The organism is Candidatus Mycobacterium wuenschmannii (genome assembly GCF_030252325.1).
Lineage (GTDB): Bacteria > Actinomycetota > Actinomycetes > Mycobacteriales > Mycobacteriaceae > Mycobacterium > Mycobacterium wuenschmannii.
In genome coordinates, this window is sequence record NZ_CP126981.1 from 2,006,904 (window position 1) to 2,026,242 (window position 19,339).

General features: G+C 67.7%; 23 protein-coding genes and 1 tRNA gene. 12 read left to right on the plus strand and 12 right to left on the minus strand.

Features of this window, described 5'->3' with window-relative positions:
• Window positions 1–146 precede the first annotated feature (146 nt).
• The 5 genes from PT015_RS09530 to PT015_RS09550 all read left to right on the plus strand — a co-directional run bounded on the left by PT015_RS09530 (window position 147) and on the right by PT015_RS09550 (window position 5,297).
• Window positions 147–1,304: an acyl-CoA dehydrogenase family protein gene (locus tag PT015_RS09530; protein ID WP_285190376.1), complete on the plus strand. Its 1,158-nt coding sequence runs from the start codon at window positions 147–149 to the stop codon at window positions 1,302–1,304.
• Window positions 1,301–2,392, plus strand: a complete 1,092-nt coding sequence (locus PT015_RS09535; protein ID WP_285190377.1) for an acyl-CoA dehydrogenase family protein — start codon at window positions 1,301–1,303, stop codon at window positions 2,390–2,392. Before PT015_RS09530 ends, PT015_RS09535 begins: the two co-directional genes overlap by 4 nt.
• 225 nt (window positions 2,393–2,617) lie before the next feature.
• A complete protein-coding gene (locus PT015_RS09540) occupies window positions 2,618–3,943 on the plus strand; it encodes a TetR/AcrR family transcriptional regulator (protein ID WP_285190378.1) in 1,326 nt (441 codons plus the stop codon).
• 82 nt (window positions 3,944–4,025) lie between these two features.
• Window positions 4,026–4,865 (plus strand): SDR family oxidoreductase, encoded by an 840-nt coding sequence (locus PT015_RS09545; protein WP_285190379.1) that lies wholly within the window; start codon window positions 4,026–4,028, stop codon window positions 4,863–4,865.
• A 9-nt stretch (window positions 4,866–4,874) separates the two neighbouring features.
• Window positions 4,875–5,297, plus strand: coding sequence for a lipoprotein LpqH (locus tag PT015_RS09550; RefSeq protein ID WP_285190380.1), 423 nt, complete (start codon window positions 4,875–4,877; stop codon window positions 5,295–5,297).
• A 17-nt stretch (window positions 5,298–5,314) separates the two neighbouring features.
• Here the strand turns inward: PT015_RS09550 and PT015_RS09555 are convergent, their stop codons facing one another.
• On the minus strand, window positions 5,315–6,400 hold the full coding sequence (locus PT015_RS09555; protein ID WP_285190381.1) for a histidine phosphatase family protein: 1,086 nt from the start codon (window positions 6,398–6,400) through the stop codon (window positions 5,315–5,317).
• A 100-nt stretch (window positions 6,401–6,500) separates the two neighbouring features.
• Here PT015_RS09555 and PT015_RS09560 point away from each other — a divergent pair, with 100 nt between their 5' ends.
• Window positions 6,501–7,079, plus strand: coding sequence for a TetR/AcrR family transcriptional regulator (locus PT015_RS09560; RefSeq protein ID WP_285190382.1), 579 nt, complete (start codon window positions 6,501–6,503; stop codon window positions 7,077–7,079).
• 4 nt (window positions 7,080–7,083) lie between these two features.
• Here PT015_RS09560 and PT015_RS09565 read toward each other — a convergent pair whose 3' ends face one another.
• The 3 genes from PT015_RS09565 to PT015_RS09575 all read right to left on the minus strand — a co-directional run bounded on the left by PT015_RS09565 (window position 7,084) and on the right by PT015_RS09575 (window position 8,172).
• The gene (locus PT015_RS09565) at window positions 7,084–7,227 is read right to left on the minus strand and encodes a hypothetical protein (protein ID WP_285190383.1); all 144 of its coding nucleotides are present in this window, start codon (window positions 7,225–7,227) and stop codon (window positions 7,084–7,086) included.
• Between the two features lie 19 nt (window positions 7,228–7,246).
• Window positions 7,247–8,005, minus strand: coding sequence for a thioesterase family protein (locus PT015_RS09570; protein WP_285191025.1), 759 nt, complete (start codon window positions 8,003–8,005; stop codon window positions 7,247–7,249).
• Between the two features lie 80 nt (window positions 8,006–8,085).
• Window positions 8,086–8,172 (minus strand) — tRNA-Leu (locus PT015_RS09575).
• Window positions 8,173–8,252: 80 nt separating this feature from the next.
• On the opposite strand from PT015_RS09575, the gene PT015_RS09580 reads away from it, so the two are divergent.
• From PT015_RS09580 to PT015_RS09590, 3 genes are read left to right on the plus strand one after another with little or no spacing between them, the layout of a single operon-like run.
• On the plus strand, window positions 8,253–8,984 hold the full coding sequence (locus PT015_RS09580; protein WP_285190384.1) for a hypothetical protein: 732 nt from the start codon (window positions 8,253–8,255) through the stop codon (window positions 8,982–8,984).
• 37 nt (window positions 8,985–9,021) lie between these two features.
• The gene (locus PT015_RS09585) at window positions 9,022–9,387 is read left to right on the plus strand and encodes a hypothetical protein (RefSeq protein ID WP_285190385.1); all 366 of its coding nucleotides are present in this window, start codon (window positions 9,022–9,024) and stop codon (window positions 9,385–9,387) included.
• Window positions 9,388–9,401: 14 nt separating this feature from the next.
• Window positions 9,402–9,725, plus strand: coding sequence for a DUF3817 domain-containing protein (locus PT015_RS09590; RefSeq protein ID WP_285190386.1), 324 nt, complete (start codon window positions 9,402–9,404; stop codon window positions 9,723–9,725).
• Here the strand turns inward: PT015_RS09590 and rdgB are convergent.
• Window positions 9,720–10,316 (minus strand): RdgB/HAM1 family non-canonical purine NTP pyrophosphatase, encoded by a 597-nt coding sequence (gene rdgB / locus PT015_RS09595; protein WP_285190387.1) that lies wholly within the window; start codon window positions 10,314–10,316, stop codon window positions 9,720–9,722. The genes PT015_RS09590 and rdgB overlap by 6 nt on opposite strands.
• A 68-nt stretch (window positions 10,317–10,384) precedes the next feature.
• Between rdgB and PT015_RS09600 the strand changes: the two genes are divergently transcribed.
• Complete coding sequence (locus PT015_RS09600) at window positions 10,385–10,720, plus strand: hypothetical protein (protein WP_285190388.1); 336 nt, start codon at window positions 10,385–10,387, stop codon at window positions 10,718–10,720.
• A gap of 4 nt (window positions 10,721–10,724) precedes the next feature.
• Here PT015_RS09600 and rph read toward each other — a convergent pair whose 3' ends face one another.
• From rph to clpS, 7 genes are all read right to left on the minus strand, one after another.
• On the minus strand, window positions 10,725–11,504 hold the full coding sequence (gene rph, locus PT015_RS09605) for a ribonuclease PH (protein WP_285190389.1): 780 nt from the start codon (window positions 11,502–11,504) through the stop codon (window positions 10,725–10,727).
• 194 nt (window positions 11,505–11,698) lie between these two features.
• Window positions 11,699–12,472, minus strand: coding sequence for a cyclic nucleotide-degrading phosphodiesterase (locus tag PT015_RS09610; protein WP_285190390.1), 774 nt, complete (start codon window positions 12,470–12,472; stop codon window positions 11,699–11,701).
• A 59-nt stretch (window positions 12,473–12,531) separates the two neighbouring features.
• On the minus strand, window positions 12,532–13,365 hold the full coding sequence (gene murI, locus PT015_RS09615) for a glutamate racemase (RefSeq protein WP_285190391.1): 834 nt from the start codon (window positions 13,363–13,365) through the stop codon (window positions 12,532–12,534).
• Window positions 13,366–13,375: 10 nt separating this feature from the next.
• On the minus strand, window positions 13,376–14,023 hold the full coding sequence (locus PT015_RS09620) for a rhomboid family intramembrane serine protease (RefSeq protein WP_285190392.1): 648 nt from the start codon (window positions 14,021–14,023) through the stop codon (window positions 13,376–13,378).
• 36 nt (window positions 14,024–14,059) lie between these two features.
• Complete coding sequence (locus PT015_RS09625) at window positions 14,060–15,088, minus strand: P1 family peptidase (protein WP_285190393.1); 1,029 nt, start codon at window positions 15,086–15,088, stop codon at window positions 14,060–14,062.
• Complete coding sequence (gene aosR / locus PT015_RS09630) at window positions 15,085–15,657, minus strand: oxidative stress transcriptional regulator AosR (protein WP_285190394.1); 573 nt, start codon at window positions 15,655–15,657, stop codon at window positions 15,085–15,087. The genes PT015_RS09625 and aosR overlap by 4 nt, the downstream gene beginning before the upstream one ends.
• Window positions 15,658–15,960, minus strand: a complete 303-nt coding sequence (gene clpS / locus PT015_RS09635) for an ATP-dependent Clp protease adapter ClpS (RefSeq protein WP_285190395.1) — start codon at window positions 15,958–15,960, stop codon at window positions 15,658–15,660.
• 99 nt (window positions 15,961–16,059) lie between these two features.
• Here clpS and PT015_RS09640 point away from each other — a divergent pair, with 99 nt between their 5' ends.
• Both PT015_RS09640 and PT015_RS09645 read left to right on the plus strand, forming a co-directional pair.
• A complete protein-coding gene (locus PT015_RS09640; protein WP_285191026.1) occupies window positions 16,060–17,334 on the plus strand; it encodes a nicotinate phosphoribosyltransferase in 1,275 nt (424 codons plus the stop codon).
• A 92-nt stretch (window positions 17,335–17,426) separates the two neighbouring features.
• Complete coding sequence (locus tag PT015_RS09645; RefSeq protein WP_390888012.1) at window positions 17,427–19,313, plus strand: ATP-dependent DNA helicase; 1,887 nt, start codon at window positions 17,427–17,429, stop codon at window positions 19,311–19,313.
• The last annotated feature ends 26 nt before the right edge of the window (window positions 19,314–19,339 follow it).

Below are 19,339 nucleotides of genomic sequence, written 5' to 3' on the forward strand. Positions count from 1 at the left end.
CCGGTCGAAGAATACTATGGGAAGCCTTACTGGAAGATAGCCGGTTGGCAACCCTCGAGAGGCGGCGAGATCGTTTGACCAAATATCTGTTCCACCGTAGAGTTCGCCGTTACCCATAGTCAATCGCCCCGGAGTCAACCGGAACCGTGGATTTCTCTTACCCCCCAGAGGCCGAACAGGTCCGCAAGGAACTGCGCGCGTGGCTGGCTGCCAATCTGACCGACGACGTCATCGCAGCCAATCGCGGACGTGGTCGGGACGAGGCCGCCTTCCAGACGTTGCGCGAGTGGAACGCGACAATCGCCGACGCCGGCTGGGCGGCGGTGTCCTGGCCGCAGGAATACGGCGGCCGCGGCGCGGGGGTGCTCGAACAACTTGTCTGCGCCGAGGAGACCACGCGCGCCCGGGTGCCGGTCCACCTCAACGTGATCGGGATGAACAACATCGCGCCGGCGATCATGCAGCACGGGACCGAGTCGCAGAAGCGCACTCTGCTCCCCCGGATGATGCGCGCCGACGACATTTGGTGCCAGGGAATGTCGGAGCCCGAAGCGGGATCCGACCTCGCCTCGCTGCGCACCCGCGCGGTGCGAGACGGCGACCATTACGTGGTCAACGGGCAGAAGATCTGGACCTCCCTCGGCCACCGGGCCCAGTGGTGTCAGCTCTATGTGCGCACCGACCCGGATGCTCCCAAGCACAAGGGCATCTCGTGCCTGATCCTGGATATGTCGTTGCCGGGCATCGAGGTTCGACCACTCGTCACACTGAGCGGCGAATCGGATTTCGCCGAGGTCTTCTTCAACGACGTGCGGGTGCCGGCGGACGCGTTGCTCGGCCCGGAAAACGGCGGCTGGGGCATCGCCACCACGACGCTGAGCCATGAGCGCGCCGGGGCGGCGCGCCTCTACACCGAGATGCAGACACGACTCGAGGAACTCGTCGCGGACCTCGCCGATGTCCGGATCGGAAACCGCCCCGTGTTGGAGGAGCCCACGACGCTGCGGCGCCTCGGCGAAATCGCCACGCGCATCAAGTATCTCGAGGTGTTGTGCAAGCGCTCGATCTCGGCGGTCATCCACGGCGGCGACGCCTTCGGCTCGGCGAGCCTGGCCAAGTCCGTCTGGGGTGAAGTCGGCCAGGACATCGCCGCACTCGCCTTCGACCTGATCGGCATGGACGCCGCGGGCCGCCGATGGGCCGACTACCGCTTGACGTCCCGGTCGCTGACGATCGCCGGCGGGACCACCCAGATCAACAAGAACATCACCGCCCAACGCGTCCTGGGGTTGCCGCGCGGATGAACCTCGAACTGACCGACGAGCAGATCGCCTTGCGCGACACCGTCCGGAGCTTTCTCGCCGAACGCGCGTCGATCAATGGGCATGTCCGGCCGCTACTCGACGACGACACCGGCAGCACCGAGGCGGTCTGGCGGGGCCTCGCCGAGTTAGGCACCACCGGATTACTCGTGCCCCTGGAGTACGACGGCGCCGGCATGACGATGGTCGAGGCCGGGATCGTCGCCGAAGAGCTGGGCGCGGGATTGCATCCGGGGCCGTGGCTTTCCTCGGCCGTCGCCGCGACCCGGGCGCTCACGCGGTTCGACGTGGCGCCGGACCTGGCCGCTCCCCTGCTGACCGGCATCGGCGACGGGTCGCTGATCGCAACAGTGGGCCCGGTCGACGGCGCGCGCCCGAGCGTGGTCGATGGCGCGACGGTCAGCGGTGAGATCGACAGCGTGTGGGACGTCGCCGCGGCGGACGTGATACTCGTGCTCGCCGATGATCGGCACGGCACAGGGCTTTTCGCGGTGCAGACGACAGCGGACGGCCTGGATGCCACGATTCAGGACGGAATCGACCTGACGCGCAAGCGCTTTCACGTCCGGTTCGACGGGACGCCCGCGCAGCGTCTGGCCGACGCCTCGCCCGAGGCGATCGAAGCGCTGACCGACGACGTCACGATCGCCTGGGCAGCCGACGCCTTGGGTGCGGCGCGTGCAATCGTGCACCTGGTCGTCGAGTACGCCAAAGTGCGCCGCCAGTTCGGTCAGCCGATCGGTGCGTTCCAGGCCGTGCAGCATCTGTGCGCGGACATGTACGAGACCGTGGAGTTGGCGCGCAGCGGAGTCATTCACGCCCTGTGGGCCGCCGATGCCGGGACCCGCACCGAACGGCATGCCGCCGCGCTGCGGGCGAAAGCCTTCGCCGGGCGACTGGCCACGGTCGGCGACACCGCGATCCAGGTCTTCGGTGGTATCGGCTACACCTGGGAGCACGATGCCCATCTGTATCTCAAGCGCCTGCTGAGTTGGAGCGCGTTCCTCGATTCCTCCGACGGCTATCTCGTGCGTCTCGGCGCCGAATTCGCCGCGTCGGTGCTCGGCTGACCCGGGTCGCGCACGTCGCGAATAGCGTTCAACCTGCACAATCAGTCCGAAGTCACCTGGTAGCGTCAGACCAAATATTCGGTCATGGATTTCACGGGACCGGCCTGTGGAGGTGGCGTGGGGCTTCAGCAACCAGCCGAGGCTGCAGCATCTGCGAGTTCCGCACGCCTAGACTTGCCCGATGCCGATTCACCTGCCCGGTCTGACAGTGCCGGGCGTTCTCGCGTGACGCCACGGGGACGTGGCGCTGCCAAGCGTGTTCCCGACGCGGCAATTGGTGGGGGCGGCGCGTACGACGACGGCACCCGCCGCACCGAAATCCTGCACACCGCCGCAACGTTGATCGCCTCGTCGGGCTTGCGGACGTCGCTCCAGGAGATCGCGGACGCGGCCGGAATTTTGCCCGGCAGCCTGTATCACCACTTCGAATCGAAGGAAGCGATCCTCGTCGAACTGGTGCGGCGGTATTACGCCGATCTGGACCGCATCGGCGAGATCGCCCACCAGAAATTGGACAACGCCGACCCGCGCTCGGTCGCCGACAAGATCGTCGAGCTGGGTTCGGCGATCGCTCGTTGCGCTGTGCAGCACCGCGCCGCGCTGCAGATGTCGTTCTACGAAGCACCGAGCGCGAATCCGGAACTCGTTGAGCTGCTACAGAACCCGCCGACGGCCGTCCAGCAGGCGATGTTGGAGACCCTGCGCGCGGGCAGGTGGAGCGGCTTCATCAGGCCCGACATCGACCTGCCGACCCTGGCCGACCGGATCTGCCAGACCATGATGCACGTCGGGCTCGACATCATCCGGCACACCGGCGCGGCCGACCAGACCGCGGTCGTCATGTGCCGGATCATGTTGCACGGCCTGGCGAGTCGGTCCTACAGCGACCAGGAGCTCAACTCCTCCCCCGCATTCGCCGCCGCCGAGGCCGCCATCCAGACCTGGAGTGACGACAGCGATTCCGACGGCAACGACAAGGCCGCCCACGTCCGCTCGGTCGCACGGGCCGAATTCGGCAAGAAAGGCTACGAGGTCACCACGATTCGCGACATCGCGGCAGCGGCGGGTCTGGGCACCGGGACGGTCTATCGGTTGATTGGGTCGAAGGACGAATTGCTCGCCTCGATCATGGAGTCGTTCGGACAGAAGGCCGGCGGCGGCTTCGCCAGCGTGCTCCGCACCGATGCCACCCCGGTGGAGAAGCTGGACGCGCTCAGCTGGGTCAACATCAACGCCCTCGACCAGTTCCCGGATGAGTGGAAGATTCAACTCGCGTGGATGCGCCAGTCGCCGCCCGACACCCCCAATCCCGGCCTGGCGTTCACCATGCGCCTGCGTCAACTGCGCGGGTTGCTGTCCGACGGGATCGAGTCCGGCGACATCCGTATCGAGGACGCGCCGTCGCTGTCGATGCTGGCGCGGTACGTCATGGACGTGCTGTGGGTGCCGGAAAACATCGTGCGATCGCAGGGCAAGGATGCGGCGCTGGTCAACGCGCGGGACACCGTCGTGCGCGGCGCGGCCGAACGTGACACTTCGACCCACATCTGACAACCAAAGTCCTTGTGCCGGGGATGAGGCCTGCATAAGGTCATCGCAAGGCTTACCGTAGGCACCCCGGGAGAGGATCCACATGACTGGTATCGATCAGTTCCGCTACGACGGCAAGCGAGCCCTGGTCGTCGGAGGCGCGACCGGCATGGGCGCCGCGGCGGCCAAGATCGTCGGCGACCTCGGCGCCGAGGTCATCAACCTGGACTACGCGCCGGTGGAATCCGGACTCGGCCAGGGCATCCAGGTGGACCTGCGCGATCCCGCATCAATCAACAGCGCGCTCGAGCAGGTCGGCCAGGTCGACGCGCTGTTCTCGGCCGCCGGCATCGCGGACGGCCCGGACCTGATGAAGATCAACTTCATCGGCCACCGGCACGTGATCGACACGCTGATCAACAACGGCCAAATGAGCCGCGGTTCGGCCATCTGCTTCATCTCCTCGGTGGCAGGCATCGGCTGGGAGACCGACCTGCCGCGGCTGCAGGAATTCCTGGCCACCCCCGACTTCGAGTCCGCCGACGCGTGGTCCAAGGCTCACGAGGCCGACAATTTCGGGCACTACGGCACCAGCAAGCAGGCGATCAACGCCTACGTGGCGACGCACGCATTCCCGTTCCTGGCCAAGGGAATTCGCATCAACGCCATCTGCCCGGGGCCGACCGACACCCCGCTGGCCCGAGCCAACGCCGACCTGTGGCTGTCGTTCGCGCAGGACTACCGCGAGGCGACCGGCACCGCGACGCACACGCCTGAGCAGATGGGCAACGTGATGGCGTTTCTCAACAGCGATGCCGCCGCCGGCATCAACGGCGTCACACTGCTGGTCGACTACGGGCACGTCAACTCGTCCAATACCGGAACCTTCGCCGCCGGCAAGCCGATCATCGACTTGCTGATGGGACGTATCTCGCTCGGTTAGGAGTTCGCGATGAGACGACGACTCGGAACGGCGGCGGTGGCCGCTGCAGTGCTGGCGGCCGCCTGCGCGGGTTGCTTCGGGCAGGACAGCAAAGCGACCCAGAAAACCGCGCACATCACGGTGGACAACGACAGCCGCACCTCGCATGCCGTGACCTGCAATCAGGTCAATTGGCTGCTGACCGCGAACATCAGCGTCGCGCCCGCGAACGTGAAGGTGCTGCTGAAGTTGGACTCGGATCAGCCCAAGGTCGAATCCGTCCACTTCGACAACTTCGTGGGCTTCTCCGGGGTCTCCAACTCCGGTGCGGGCGACGCGAAGATACGCGTTGCGCACGACACCTACACGATCACGGGCACCGCATCCGGCAGCAGGCTCAATGATCCGCGCGTCTCGATAGACGAGCCGTTCACCATCGAAGTGGGTTGCTGAGCAACACTATTCGACAATCAGATCGACGTCATTGCGTCGGTGAGCAGCGTACTCAGCTCGGTCGACAGCGAGCCGAACGCGTCCGCGCCGACGCTCTGCGTGCCGGTGCCGATGGCGCCGACAATGTCGTCGATGACCGCGACCGGGAACTGCGTGATCGCCGCGCTGACGTTCTCGAATCCGGTGTCGATCGCCTGCGAGATCGTCGTCGGGTCCAGGGTGAGCAGTGCCTGCCAAATCTCGTAGGACGCCATCTGCGGCGCCGTGATCAGGTCGCGGAAGTCGACGAATAATTCAGTCGTCAGTGACGCTTCCGGAACGGGCATGCCGTCCCAGCTGATCAGCGTCCAACCGTCCGTCGGATTTCCTTGTATGACAACCTGACTGGTGTTGGTCAACGGGTCCTCGAGCATCAGCAACGGATCAGGGTTGTCCACGTTCATCATGGTCCAGGTCATGATCGCCGCCGCGGAGGAGAACGCGATGTCGGTGTTGCCCGTCCCGCCCGAGATCGTGCCGTCGTACATGGTTTGGACGGCGTCGCCGAAGTAACTTTCGAACGCCATGCCGTTGTAGTCGGACGAGCCGAGCTCCGGAACCGAATAGAAGCCAAGCGTCCATGCCAGCGGGGCGGCGAGGTAGAGCAGTCCGGTCAGATCGTTCTGCTGCGAGCCCTCCAGAATCCCGGCGCTGATCTCGTTGAGGCCGGAGAGATCCTGCACCGGCATGTTCAGCAGCGCGGCCAACGGGGCCGCGGTCTCCTCGGTGCGGAGCAGCCCTGAGTCGTAGATCCCCGCGATGCTGCTGCCGTATTCCTGCTGGAGGGTTGCGGCGATCGCGTTCGCCTCCGCGTAGCCCTCCGGAGTGAGGGTCGGACCCGGCGCGACGGTGCCGATGATGTTGTTCAGGTTGTCGAACGACTGTCCGTGTCGTACGAAGTCAATAGTGATGTCCTGAATTAAATCTGATTCGCCCGACGTGAGCCGGACCGGTCGCTGCTGCACGTCGAGGGCCGTTCCGCCGGTGGGCGACATCGCGATCATCATGCTGGCGCCGGCTATCGCCACGCCGCCTACGACGGGTCGACGAACGATCTGCTGCACATCTGCCTCCTCGGGCATGGGTGGTCTGAGTCACACTCGGCAGCGCATTACGTTATATGTCGACACGTAATTAAACAAGCGTCTGCGGTACTTTTCTGACGTGGTGCCCGAACCCGAATCGCAGACGCCGGGTCGACCGCGCGATCCCCAGAAGGACGAGAGTGCGATCGCCGCGGCCCGCGAACTGCTGGCCGAAGCCGGGTATCAAGCGACGACCATTGCGGCGATCGCTCGTCGCGCCGGCATCGGAGCGCCGACCATCTACCGCCGCTGGCGAAGCCGCGAAGCCCTGATCGAGGACGCCGCCTTCGGCCATGCCCGGCCGGCCCCACTCCCCGCGCCGACCGGCGACCTGCGGGCCGACCTACACGCGTGGGTGGAGGCCTTCCTGGTCCAGTTGTCCGACCCGGTCATCCGGGCCGCACTCCCCGGACTGCTGTTGGCATGGCAGCAGGAAGAGGGACTGTACAAGCGGTTTCTGCTGCGCAACGAGGTCGACGTGCGGGCGCTGTTCGCCGCGCAGTTGGGTACCGAGGGCGCCTCCGAGCATGCCGAAGCGGCGTTCGATTTTCTCGTCGACTCCACGCTGCTCCGAGCCGTGACCCTGGGCATGGCCGACGCGGCGGAGTTCTGCGATCGGACCGCCAATGCCCTTGCGGCACTGCTGGATTCGTCCTAGCCGCTCAGGGCTGATCGTCATCCTCGGGTGGTGGCTCGAACTCTTGCGCGGGCGGGGACTTCTGCAGCCATGCCCTCATCCGCAGCAGCGGGCTGAGCACGATCCCGATCGCCACCAGGATCAACAGCACGACGATCGCGGTGTTCATACCTCCATGGTGCCAGTTGCTAGATGGGATTCGGCATGAACGAACCGGGCGGCTGGCCGAGCGCCAGCGCGCTTCCCGTCCCGATGGGACCGGTGCTGTCGAAGATGGTCGCCGACCCGGAGCCCACACCGTCGTTGCCGTAATAGCTCTGTGCCGCCAACCCGATGTACTCCCCGACGGGCAGTCGGCTGATCGCCACCGTGTAGTCGGCATTGATGTAGAGCAAACCCGCTGTGCTCCAATGAGTTAGCGAGCTGATGATGTCACCGGCGAAGGCCGCGCGGGTGAACGGTGTGAGCGGGTGGCCCGCCACCATCGGCCGGAACAGGCGGCCCCACGCGTACTTCTGCACGCCGGGCTTCTCCCATTCCGGTGGCGGCATTCCCGGTGTCCCGGTGTCGGACTCGGAGTTGTACGTCCAGATTCCGAACGGCACGTCAGTGTCAGGCGGGCCGTCGTCGGCCGGCAGAGGTGGCATCGTCACGGGTCCCGACCAGACCTCGCCGTCGGGCGCGGCGCTCCGGCGTAGGAAAAGTGCGCTGGCCCGTGCGACGACCTTGCCGTCCTGGTGCATCGTCGCGTCGACGAGTTTCAGGCGTCGGCCTTCGCGCTGGATGGAGGTCTCGATGGTTACGGGCTCGATGGGCACCGGGCGCAGCAGGTCAACGGTCAGCCGGGCGGGCTGTAGGTCGTCGTCGACGTCGCGGTCCAGGGCCCAGCCGAGCAACCCGCCGACGATCTGACCACCCATGGTGAGACCCCACGGTCCGCGGGTCATTTCGCCAGGGATGAGGAAGTCGCCATCGGCGGTGAAGAATGCGTCCACCCGCTCATGTTAGGGAGCGGGGTGGACGCTTCTGGTGCGGGCGGAGGGACTCGAACCCTCAAGCTCTTTCGAGCACGGGCACCTAAAACCCGCGCGGTTGCCAATTTCGCCACGCCCGCGTGCCAAGCGATCCTAATGCCTCGACAACCCTCAGCCTGTCGGTGTCCCCTCCTACATTGGCGGAGAGAGGGGACATAACATGCGATCCGCCGAAGAGTTCGATGCGGTGCAGCGCCTCATCAGTGCCGGGGTGAACGATTGCGAAATCGCCCGTCGGACTGGCATTCCGCGGTGCACCGTTCGCGACTGGAGACGCAGTCCGTCATTACGAGCGAGAGTGCCGGGCCGGTCAGCGTGCACTCACGATTTCTCCCACCTGCCGGCCAAAACCTATTGCTATCTGCTGGGTCTGTACTTGGGCGATGGATGCATATCGAGGCATCCTCGAGTCTGGCGCCTGAGGATCGTTCTCGACAGCAAATACCCACAGATCATCGAACGCTGCCGCGAAGCGATCGACGCACTTATGCCGGGTCAGCGAGCAGCAGTGCTGCGTCGCCCGAGAAATTGCACGGAGGTCTCGCTGTATTCCAAGCACTGGCCATGCCTGTTTCCACAACATGGTCCCGGCCGAAAACACCTGAGACCTATTCGCCTCGCACCGTGGCAAGAGGAGTTGGTTCGCGCGGCCCCTGAAGACTTCGTGCGCGGTCTCATCCACAGTGATGGCTGTCGTGTTGTCGCCAACGACCGTGGTGTTCGCAGCGTCCGCTATCACTTCTCGAATCGCTCAGACGACATCCGCGGGCTGTACTGCGCGGCGCTGGACCAGCTAGGCATCCCGTGGACCCGGCCACGCTGGTTCGACATCGCGGTCTACCGCAAAGCGGCCGTCGCGCGCCTAGACGAATTCATCGGACCGAAAACGTGATGGATCTGGGCAAATCTGCGCGAGGTACCTTCTAGGGATGTCCACTACACGTCGTCGGAGACCCGCGCTGATCGCGCTGGCGACTGTCGCGGCGGCCGGCTGCCTGGCTCTGGGCTGGTGGCAGTGGACGCGGTTCGAGTCGACGTCGGGCACATTCCAGAACCTCGGCTACGCCCTGCAGTGGCCGGCGTTCGCCGCCTTCTGCGTCTACGCCTACCGCAAGTTCGTCCGCTACGAAGAGGCTCCGCCCAAACCCCGAAACACCCACGCCGTCAACGAAATTCCGGCGGGCTTGCTACCCGAGCGACCGACAGCCGAATTCGGCGATGCCGAAGACCCGAAACTGCGCGAGTACAACGCCTACCTGGCCGAACTTGCCAAGGCAGACAACGAAACCCAGTAGAAGAGGACAACCGCATGACCACAGCCGGTGAGAACATCCGGACCCCGCTGCTCGCCTACCGCGTAATGGCGTGGACGACGGGAATCTGGCTGATCGCGCTGTGCTACGAGCTCGTGGTCCACTACATCGTCAAGGTGCCGAACCCGCCCAGCTGGATCGGAATCGTGCACGGCTGGGTGTATTTCGCCTACGTGCTCGCCGCGTTCAATCTCGCCGTCAAGGTCCGCTGGCCGATCGGCAAGACTATCGGGGTGCTGCTGGCCGGCACCATTCCGCTGGTCGGCGTGATCGTCGAGCACTTCCAGACGCGAAACGTCAAGGCGCAGTTCAACTTATAGCGCGCGTAGGGCCGGCAGCAGCAAGGCCAGCGCACGACCGCGGTGCGAGGCGGCGTCTTTCTCCGCCGCGGTCAACTGCGCCGCGGTGCGCCCGTCGCCGTCCGGAACGAAGACCGGGTCGTAACCGAAGCCTGCGTCGCCGCGCGGCTCGCGCGCGATCGCCCCGGGCCACTCGCCGCGGACGACGACCTCGCCTGACGCGGACACCAGCGCGCAGGCCGAGACGAACGCCGCGCGGCGCCGACCGTCGGGCACGTCCCGCAGTTGCGCGAGCAACAGCCCGGTGTTGGCGGCGTCCTCGCCGTGGGTGCCGGACCAGCGCGCGGACAGCACCCCGGGCATGCCGTTCAGCGCGGCGACGGCCAGGCCCGAATCGTCGGCAACGGTCGGCAACCCGGTAGCGGCGAAGCCGTCGCGGGCCTTGGCCAGGGCGTTGTCTTCAAACGTCGCACCGGTTTCCGGCGCCTCGTCGAACGGCGGGACGTCGTCCAGTGACACCAGCGTCAGCCCCGTCACGTCGGCCGCGTCCAGCACTCGGCGCAACTCGGCCAGCTTCTTGGCATTGCGGCTCGCAACCAGGACCTGTGTCATCAGCTAGCCATCGTAAATGGGTCGAATGCCCCATGACCTATGCGCCCACGCGGCGCACAATTCGCCACATGACGATCAACCGCGCCCTGACACGGGCGATCGGCGCCGCACTCCTGACCGGCGGCCTGGCCACCGCCGGCCTGGGCGGGTCCGGCGTCGCGCAGGCGCATCAGCCGCATCATTGGTGTCCCGGCGACCCGATGACGTATCCGGCCGGGCCGGGTCCGGCCTACAACTGGGACATGAACATCTGCCACACCTGGTACTGGGTGACGAACGGCAAGGGCAACGTGCCATACAAGGGATCGCTACCCAGCACCTTGTTCGACGGTGAGGTGCCGCCGCCGGATTCTCAACCGTCTTGTGGCAGAGACATGTTCACCGGCGCCCAAATCGACTGCTGACGCGTTAGCTCCCGAATGCCTTCTGGCCCGCGGGCCCCTCGGGCAGCACGCCCGGATACGGCAGCGCCAGCGCCTCGTTCTGCGCGACGAACAGCTTCTGGCAGGCGCCTTCGGCAGCGTCGAGCAGCTTGTCCAGCGTCGAACGTGGGAAGGTCGCGCCCTCGCCGGTGCCCTGCACCTCGACCAGCGTCCCGGTGTCGGTGGCCACCACGTTCATGTCCACCTCGGCGCGGGAGTCTTCTTCGTAGGGCAGGTCGACCCGGATGCGGCCGTCGACGACACCGACGCTGATCGCGGCGATCGCGCACGACAACGGCCGCGGGTCGGACAGCTTTCCGGCCGCCGACAGGTAGGTCACCGCGTCCGCGAGCGCAACGTAGGCGCCGGTGATCGCGGCGGTGCGGGTACCGCCATCGGCCTGCAGCACATCGCAGTCGATCGCAATGGTGTTCTCGCCCAACGCCGCAAGGTCGATACAGGCGCGCAGCGACCGGCCGACCAGCCGGCTGATCTCCTGCGTCCGCCCGGACGGGCGGCCTTTCACTGACTCGCGGTCGCCGCGGGTGTGGGTGGCCGACGGCAGCATCGCGTACTCGGCGGTGAGCCAGCCGAGACCGGAGCCCTTACGCCAGCGCGGCACACCCTCCATGACGCTCGCGGTACACAGGACTTTGGTCTGGCCGAATTCGATGACCACCGAGCCTGCCGGGTGTGCGGTGAATCCGCGGGTGATGACGACCGGTCGGAGTTCGTCGTCGAGGCGGCCGTCTTCTCGTTTTGACACGCCGCAACCCTAGCGCGGCGACGATGCAGAGCGCGTAGCGCGATGAGGAGGAGCCGGGCAATTAGGGCTAGCGCGGCGACGATGCAGAGCGCGTAGCGCGATGAGGAGGAGCCGGGCAATTAGGGCTAGCGCGGCGACGATGCAGAGCGCGTAGCGCGATGAGGAGGAGCCGGGCAATAACAGCTAGCGCGGCGCTACGACCGTCCGACGTTGAACGTCTCGCCGCACACGACCGCGTGCACGGGCCCGTCGAACTCGGCCTTGGCCTCACTGATCACGTCCTCGCGCGCGGTCCACGGCGGGATGTGCGTCAGCAGCAACTCCCCCACTCCGGCCGCGGCCGCGATCCGGCCCGCCTCGGTGCCGGACAGGTGCAGGTTCGGCGGGCGATCCGGCGAGTGCGTCCAAGACGCTTCGCACAGGAAGACGTCGGCGCCGCGGGCCAGGTCGATGACCGCGTCGCAGTAACCGGTGTCGCCGCTGTAGACGAACGAATTGCCGGCGGCATTGGTGAAGCGCATCCCGTAGGACTCGGTCGGGTGGCACACCAGTCGCGGGGTGACGTTCAGCGCGCCGATCGTGACCTGCTCGTTGTCCACCCAGTGCCGCACATCGAAAATGTCGGAGCAGTCATCGATCTCGCCGCCGTAGGGCGACGACGCCGCGCCCAGCCGCGACCATGTGTCGCTGGGCCCGTAGAGCAGAGCCTTACCGGTGGGGGGCGACGGGTGGTAGCGGCGCCAGACGAACAGCCCCGGCACATCGAGGCAGTGGTCGGCATGCAGATGCGAGAGCAGCACCTGGACCGATCCCGGATCAGCGTGCCGCTGCAGCGCCCCGAGCACGCCTCCCCCGAAGTCGATAACCAGCGGCGGAGTGTCCGGTGCCCTCAACAGATAACCCGATGCCGGCGAGTCCGGGCCCACGACACTGCCGGAGCAGCCGAGCACGGTAATTCGCACGGTCACTACTGTGCCATGCCCAAGGTCATGTTGTTGAAAACATCCCCGGTTTACTCAGGAGTAAGTCAGCCGGATGCCGCGATGTGGCGATGGACCGGCTCGACGCCGGTGATCGCCGGGCCCAGGAACCGCGCCGCGAGGGTGAGAAACGCCTCCGGATCGCCGGTGGCTTCGAAGAGGCGCAGCGGCGACGCAGCCCCCGGCCGGTCCGGGTGGGGGTGCAGCAGGTCGCGCTCGGTCAGCACCCGAAGCAGATCCTTCGCCGTCTCTTCCGCGCTGGAGACCAGCGTCACCGCGTCGCCCATCGCCAACTGGATCAGCCCGGACAGCAACGGATAGTGCGTGCAGCCCAGCACCAACGTGTCGACGTCGGCCCGTTGCAGCGGCTCGAGATAGCCCTCGGCGAGCCCGAGGACCTGGCGGCCGCTGGTGATGCCGCGCTCGACGAAGTCGACGAACCGCGGGCAGGCGACCGCGGTGATCTCGGTGTCGCGGGCGGCGGCGAACGCGTCCTGATAGGCGCCGGAGGCGACGGTTGCCTCAGTTCCGATCACGCCGATGCGACCGCTGCGGGTGGTGGCGACGGCCCGGCGGACCGCGGGCAGGATGACCTCGACGACGGGCACGTCATAGCGCTCGCGGGCGTCGTGCAGGCAGGCCGACGACGCCGAGTTGCACGCGATCACCAACGCCTTGACTCCGCGGTCGACCAGGTCGTCGCCGATGGCCAAGGCGTGCGCGCGGATCTCGGGAATCGACAGCGGACCGTAGGGGCCGTTGCCGGTGTCGCCGACGTAGATGATGTCCTCGTCGGGCAGCTGGTCGATGATGGCTCGGGCCACGGTCAACCCGCCCACACCTGAGTCGAACACCCCGATGGGCGCCAGAGAGTCATTCATGTTGGCTCGATTATCGCTGCGTCGCCCTGCGGCGCCGCTCGCGAGCCTCGCGTTCCGGGCTGGACAGCAGATAGGCGGCCAGCACTCCGGCGATGCCGCCGCAGAGATGCCCCTGCCAGGACACGCCGCCGCAGACGTTCAATACCGGCACCGCTCCCCACAGCACCCCGCCGTAGGTGACGAGCACGATCAGCCCGATCACGATCTGCCAGCCCGAGCGGGTGAAGAAGCCGAACACCAGCAGGAAGGTGAGCCAGCCGAAGATCAGGCCCGACGCGCCGATGTGGTCGGTCGGGCCACACGGCGAGCCCAGGTTGCCGATCAACCAGGTGCCGAACCCGCCCACGATCCACACGATCGCCGTGGCCCATAGGAAACGGGACAGCCCGGCCAGCGTGACCAGAAATCCCAGCACCAGCGCGGGCCCGGTGTTGGCCGCGAGGTGCGCCCAATTCGCGTGCAGCAGCGGCGCGAACAGGATGCCCCAGAGGCCGTCGGTTTCCAGCGGTCGGATGCCGTTGTCGTCGAGGCGATGTCCGTTGAGTTGATCAAACGCCTCGACGATGTAGAGCAGCGCCACGAAGCTCAGGATGGTGGCGCCGCCGACGATGAATGCCGACCGTTTTCTCGGCTGCTGCGCCGGACTGTGAGTGGTCATCGCTGCCTTTCCCACGCAACCCCCGTCGCGTCCACGCTACCGGCGCGCGGCGAAAGCGCCTGGCAGTAATCCGCGGTAGGTCGGAATGTCGGCCACGCTGTCGGCGGCGAGGACGGCGCCGACGATCGCGCGCGCCAGGCAGTCGGCGGCCGCGCTGCCGACTGCGGTCGCCAGCGGCGTCTCGGGCGAAAAGGCGGCCGGCATGTCGGCCGGCGGCGGCACCTCGATGGCCCCGGTCGCCAGCGCGAACACCGTGTCCCCGTCGACGGGGGTGTGCGCCGGGCGGATGCTGCGCGCGAGCCCGTCGTGGGCGGCGCTCGCCACGGCCCGGCAGGCCGACGGGCTCAGCGCGGCGTCGGTCGCGACGACCGCGATGGTGGTGTTCAGCGACTTCAGCGGCGACTCGAGTGCGGCCAGTTCGGCGAGTTGCACCTCGGGCGGCGGCGTCAGCCCGAACTCGTCGACCAGGTAGCTCAGCCACGGCAGGCCGGTGGCCTGGTCGACGACGTTGCCCGCGGAGTTGACCGCCACCAGGGCACCGACGGTCACCCCGGTCGGCAGGGTGGTCGACGCGGTCCCGACGCCGCCCTTCAGCACGCCCGCGCACGCGCCCACCCCGGCACCGACCGTGCCGACGGCGACGTCGGTGCCCGCGTCGCGGCAGGCGTCGTAGCCGAAGTCGGCGGTGGGCCGATTGCCCCAGCCGCCCACCTCCAGATCGAAGATCACCGCGCCGGGCACGATCGGCACCACGCCGCCCGTCATCGCGACGCCGCGCTCGTGCTCCTCCAGCCAACGCATCACCCCGTCGGCCGCGGCCAGCCCGAACGCGCTGCCGCCGGCGAGTAGAACCGCGTCGACGTAACGCACGCTGTTGGCCGGGTCCAGCAGATCGGTCTCCCGGGTGCCGGGCGCGCCCCCGCGCACGTCGACCGCGCCGACCGTGCCCGGCGGCGTGAGGACGACGGTGACGCCGCTGGCCCAGCCCGCACCCATCGATGCGTCAGGATCGAGCCGGTGATGCTGGCCGACCAGGATGCCGGCGACGTCGGTGATGGTGTTCATCGCGAGCCCATCAACGCCAGCACCAGATACTCCTGTAACACCGTCAGCCACTGGTAGACGTCGAGGTGGGCGGCCAGTGGATGGTCGTCGGGCAGCCGATCCGGCCCGTCCGGCTTGATCTCGAGCATGGTGCCCAACGCCAGGCGAAGGTCGTTGACCGACGCGGTCCACGCGTGCGCGGCTTCCTCGCTCAATTCGATCTTGCCACCGCCGTCCGGCAGCGTATCCAGCAACTGTTGCGCCGCAACGCGTTTGGTATCGATGATGGCCGGCTCGTGCAGGCTGCGCAGGGCGGAGTTGAGGCTGTCGGTGTCTTCTTCGGGATCGTCGTTGGGCTTGGCGAAATCCGGCAGCAGCCGCTGCAGTGTCGCGTTGTCGGGCGGCTCGGAGTTGCCGGTCTTCATCCCGGTCAGCTGTTCGAGTTCGTCTTGCGGCGAGGAGGATTCGCGTTCGTCGAGCAACCCGATCATCGACGAGACCAGGCTCCGCAGCAGCCCCGCCTCGTGCGCGTCGAGGGCGGACCGGAAACGGGCACCGTCAGCGGCCTCGATCCGCTTCCACTTACGCACTCAGTGGTCCTGCTGCATGGTGGCCCACAACCCGGCCGCATGCAGCTTCGTCACGTCGACTTCCATGGATTCCCGACTGCCCGCCGACACCACGGCCTTGCCCTCGTTGTGCACCTGCAGCATCAGCTTGGTGGCGTGTGGCTCGCTGTAACCGAACAGCTTCTGGAACACGTAGGTCACGTAGTTCATCAGGTTGACCGGGTCGTCCCACACGATCGTCACCCAGGGCGCGGCCGTGGCTTCGACCGTGTCCGCTTCCCGTTGCCCGGTGGTTCCCGGTTTGGTCGGGGCTGACGCAACCATGGTTGACAGGATAGCGAGCCTCCGCGGCATTACCGCTACCGTTGCGGCGTGACCGACTCGGCGGACACCGGGCTGCTGACCGACAGATACGAGCTGACCATGCTGTCGGCAGCGCTGCGCGACGGCACCGCGAACCGGCGCTGCACGTTCGAACTGTTCGCGCGCAAGCTGCCCGACGGCCGCCGCTACGGCGTGGTCGCGGGGACTGGCCGATTTCTGGAAGCCTTGTCCGACTTCAGGTTCGACGATGCCGCAGCCGCCTCGCTGGCGGAGTTCCTCGATCCGGACGCGCTAGCGTTCCTGCGCGAATTTCGGTTCACCGGCGACGTCGACGGCTACGCCGAGGGTGAGCTGTACTTCCCTGGCTCGCCGGTGCTTTCGGTGCGCGGCAGCTTCGCCGAGTGCGTCATCCTCGAGACGTTGGCGCTGTCGATCTTCAACCACGACACCGCGATCGCCTCGGCCGCCGCGCGGATGGTCAGCGCCGCGCAGGACCGGCCGCTGATGGACATGGGCACGCGGCGGACCCACGAACAGGCGGCCGTCGCGGCGTCACGGGCCGCGTACCTGGCCGGGTTCGCCGCGTCGTCGAACCTGGAGGCCCACCGCCGCTACGGCGTCCCGACCGAGGGCACCAGCGCGCACGCCTTCACGCTGCTCTACGACGGCCCGGCCGGGCCGGACGAGCCGGCCGCGTTCGCCGCCCAGGTCGCCGCGCTCGGCCCGGGCACCACCCTGCTCGTCGACACCTACGACGTGACGACCGGCGTCGCCAACGCCGTCGCGGCCGCCGGACCGGGCCTCGGCGCGGTGCGCATCGACTCCGGGGACCTGGGCATGCTGGCCCGGCAGGTCCGCGAGCAACTCGACGGACTCGGCGCCACCCGAACCCGCATCGTGGTCTCGGGCGATCTCGACGAATTCGCCGTCGCCGCCCTGCGCGCCGAACCGATTGACAGCTACGGGATCGGCACGTCGCTGGTCACCGGATCGGGTGCGCCGACCGCGAACATGGTCTACAAGTTGGTCGAGGTCGACGGCGTCCCGGTGGAGAAGCGCAGCGTGCGCAAGGAATCGCACGGCGGGCGCAAGAATGCGCTGCGGCTGTCCCGCTCGACCGGAACAATCACCGAAGAGGTCGTCCATCCCGCGGGCCATCCGCCGCCGCACACCGAGCCGTCGCGCGCGCTGACCGTCCCACTGGTCCGCGGCGGCGAGACGGTCGCGACGACGGATCTGGGCGCGGCGCGCGGCCTGGTGGCATCGGGCTTGCGAAGCTTGCCGTGGGAGGGTCTGATGTTGTCGCACGGCGACCCGGCGATTCCCACCACTCAGATCCCAGCCCGACGTCCGCCGGCCGACAACCAGGAGTAGCCACGTCCGAGGATGCGCCGACGCCCGCACGGCAACTGCTGGCCTCCGCGGTGGCAGCGCTCGGCGGCAGTGAACGCAGCGGCCAACTCGACATGGCCGTCGCCGTCGCGCACGCCTTCGAATCCGGCGAACACCTCGCCGTGCAGGCGGGCACCGGCACCGGAAAGTCGTTGGCGTACCTGGTGCCCGCGATCGAGCGCGCGGTGTCCGACAACGCCCCGGTGGTGGTGTCGACGGCGACGATCGCCCTGCAACGCCAGTTGGTCAATCGCGATCTCCCCCAGCTGGTCGATGCGTTGGCCGACGCACTCCCGCGCAAGCCGAGCTTCGCGTTGCTCAAGGGGCGGCAGAACTACTTGTGCCTCAACAAGATCCACAATGGCTCGGCCGCGGACGCCGGTGACGAGCCGCAGGAGTTGTTCCGGCCCCAGGCGGCGTCGGCGCTGGGTCGCGAGGTGGTCCGGCTGACCGAATGGGCGTCGGAGACCGACACCGGCGACCGCGACGACCTGAAGCCCGGTGTCGCCGACCGGTCGTGGGGCCAGGTGAGCGTGTCGGCGCGGGAATGCCTCGGGATGGCCCGCTGCCCGTTCGGTACCGACTGCTTCTCCGAAAAGGCAAGGGGCAAGGCCGGCCTCGCCGATGTCGTCGTCACCAACCACGCGCTGCTCGCCATCAACGCCGTCGCCGACTCCGCGGTGCTGCCCGAGCATCACCTGCTGGTGGTCGACGAGGCACACGACCTAGTCGACCGGGTCACCGCGGTGGCCACCGGCGAGATCACCGCGACCTCGCTCGGCATCGCGTCGCGACGCATCGCGGGGCTGGTCGAGCCCGAACTCCTGCAGCGCTGGGAACGCATGTCGGGCAGCTTCATCACGTTCATCCAGAACGCGTCGGCCGGCCGGATGGACCGCCTGGACGACGAACTCGCCACGCAGCTGACCGCGCTGCGCGATGCGGCCACCGCGGCCCGCTCGACCATCGACACCTCCCCCACCGACCCCAAGGCCGCGGCGGCCCGCTCCGACGCGGTGGCCAGCCTGGCCGAAATCGCCGACACGGCAACGCGAATACTCTCGTCGTTCGGACCCGCGATCGCCGACCGCACCGACGTGGTGTGGCTAGACCACGAGGAGAGCCGCGGGTCGACGCGAACGTTTCTTCGCATCGCGCCGCTGTCGGTGGCCGGCCTGCTGCGCACCCGGTTGTTCGCCGACGCCACCGCGGTGCTGACGTCGGCGACGCTCACCGTCGGCGGCTCGTTCGATGCGATGGCCCAGGCCTGGGGGCTGGCCGACAGCGAAAAGCCATGGCGCGGAATGGATGTCGGATCACCCTTCCAGCACGCCAAGTCGGGCATCCTCTACGTCGCGGCGCAGCTGCCGCCGCCGGGCCGCGACGGCACCGGCACCGCCGAGCAGCTGACCGAGATCGCCGAACTCATCACCGCGGCGGGCGGGCGGACGCTCGGGCTGTTCTCGTCGATGCGCGCGGCCCGCGCGGCTGCCGACGCGATGGCCGGGCGGCTGTCGACACCGGTGTTGTGTCAGGGCGACGACACCACCGGCACGCTGGTAGAGAAGTTCGCCGCGGACCCGTCGACGTCGCTGTTCGGCACGCTGTCGCTGTGGCAGGGCGTCGACGTGCCCGGCCCGTCGCTGTCGCTGGTGATCATCGACCGCATCCCGTTTCCGCGGCCCGACGATCCGCTGCTGTCGGCACGACAGCGGGCGGTGGCCGCCGCCGGCGGCAACGGCTTCATGGCGGTTGCGGCCAGCCATGCCGCGCTACTGCTGGCCCAAGGGGCGGGCCGGCTGCTGCGCGGCATCGATGACCGCGGCGTGGTCGCGGTGCTCGACTCGCGGATGGCGACCGCGCGCTACGGCGGCTACCTGCGCGCGTCGCTGCCGCCGTTCTGGGCGACCACCGATCCCGCCGCCGTGCGCGCAGCGCTGGAGCGGCTGACTCAAGCCTGATTGCCCACCTCCTCAGCGGGCCGTCC

Excerpts from the sequence above, each read along its gene's own strand:
- PT015_RS09620 (WP_285190392.1), bottom strand. The coding sequence starts at position 14,023 with ATGACCACTCACAGTCCGGCGCAGCAGCCGAGAAAACGGTCGGCATTC.
- clpS (WP_285190395.1), bottom strand. The coding sequence starts at position 15,960 with ATGGTTGCGTCAGCCCCGACCAAACCGGGAACCACCGGGCAACGGGAA.
- PT015_RS09645 (WP_390888012.1), top strand. The coding sequence starts at position 17,427 with ATGGCCGTCGCCGTCGCGCACGCCTTCGAATCCGGCGAACACCTCGCC.
- PT015_RS09580 (WP_285190384.1), top strand. The coding sequence starts at position 8,253 with ATGCGATCCGCCGAAGAGTTCGATGCGGTGCAGCGCCTCATCAGTGCC.
- PT015_RS09600 (WP_285190388.1), top strand. The coding sequence starts at position 10,385 with ATGACGATCAACCGCGCCCTGACACGGGCGATCGGCGCCGCACTCCTG.
- PT015_RS09570 (WP_285191025.1), bottom strand. The coding sequence starts at position 8,005 with ATGACCCGCGGACCGTGGGGTCTCACCATGGGTGGTCAGATCGTCGGC.
- PT015_RS09550 (WP_285190380.1), top strand. The coding sequence starts at position 4,875 with ATGAGACGACGACTCGGAACGGCGGCGGTGGCCGCTGCAGTGCTGGCG.
- PT015_RS09535 (WP_285190377.1), top strand. The coding sequence starts at position 1,301 with ATGAACCTCGAACTGACCGACGAGCAGATCGCCTTGCGCGACACCGTC.
- PT015_RS09625 (WP_285190393.1), bottom strand. The coding sequence starts at position 15,088 with ATGAACACCATCACCGACGTCGCCGGCATCCTGGTCGGCCAGCATCAC.
- PT015_RS09640 (WP_285191026.1), top strand. The coding sequence starts at position 16,060 with ATGCTGTCGGCAGCGCTGCGCGACGGCACCGCGAACCGGCGCTGCACG.
- PT015_RS09565 (WP_285190383.1), bottom strand. The coding sequence starts at position 7,227 with ATGAACACCGCGATCGTCGTGCTGTTGATCCTGGTGGCGATCGGGATC.
- PT015_RS09545 (WP_285190379.1), top strand. The coding sequence starts at position 4,026 with ATGACTGGTATCGATCAGTTCCGCTACGACGGCAAGCGAGCCCTGGTC.
- murI (WP_285190391.1), bottom strand. The coding sequence starts at position 13,365 with ATGAATGACTCTCTGGCGCCCATCGGGGTGTTCGACTCAGGTGTGGGC.
- PT015_RS09585 (WP_285190385.1), top strand. The coding sequence starts at position 9,022 with ATGTCCACTACACGTCGTCGGAGACCCGCGCTGATCGCGCTGGCGACT.
- PT015_RS09590 (WP_285190386.1), top strand. The coding sequence starts at position 9,402 with ATGACCACAGCCGGTGAGAACATCCGGACCCCGCTGCTCGCCTACCGC.
- rdgB (WP_285190387.1), bottom strand. The coding sequence starts at position 10,316 with ATGACACAGGTCCTGGTTGCGAGCCGCAATGCCAAGAAGCTGGCCGAG.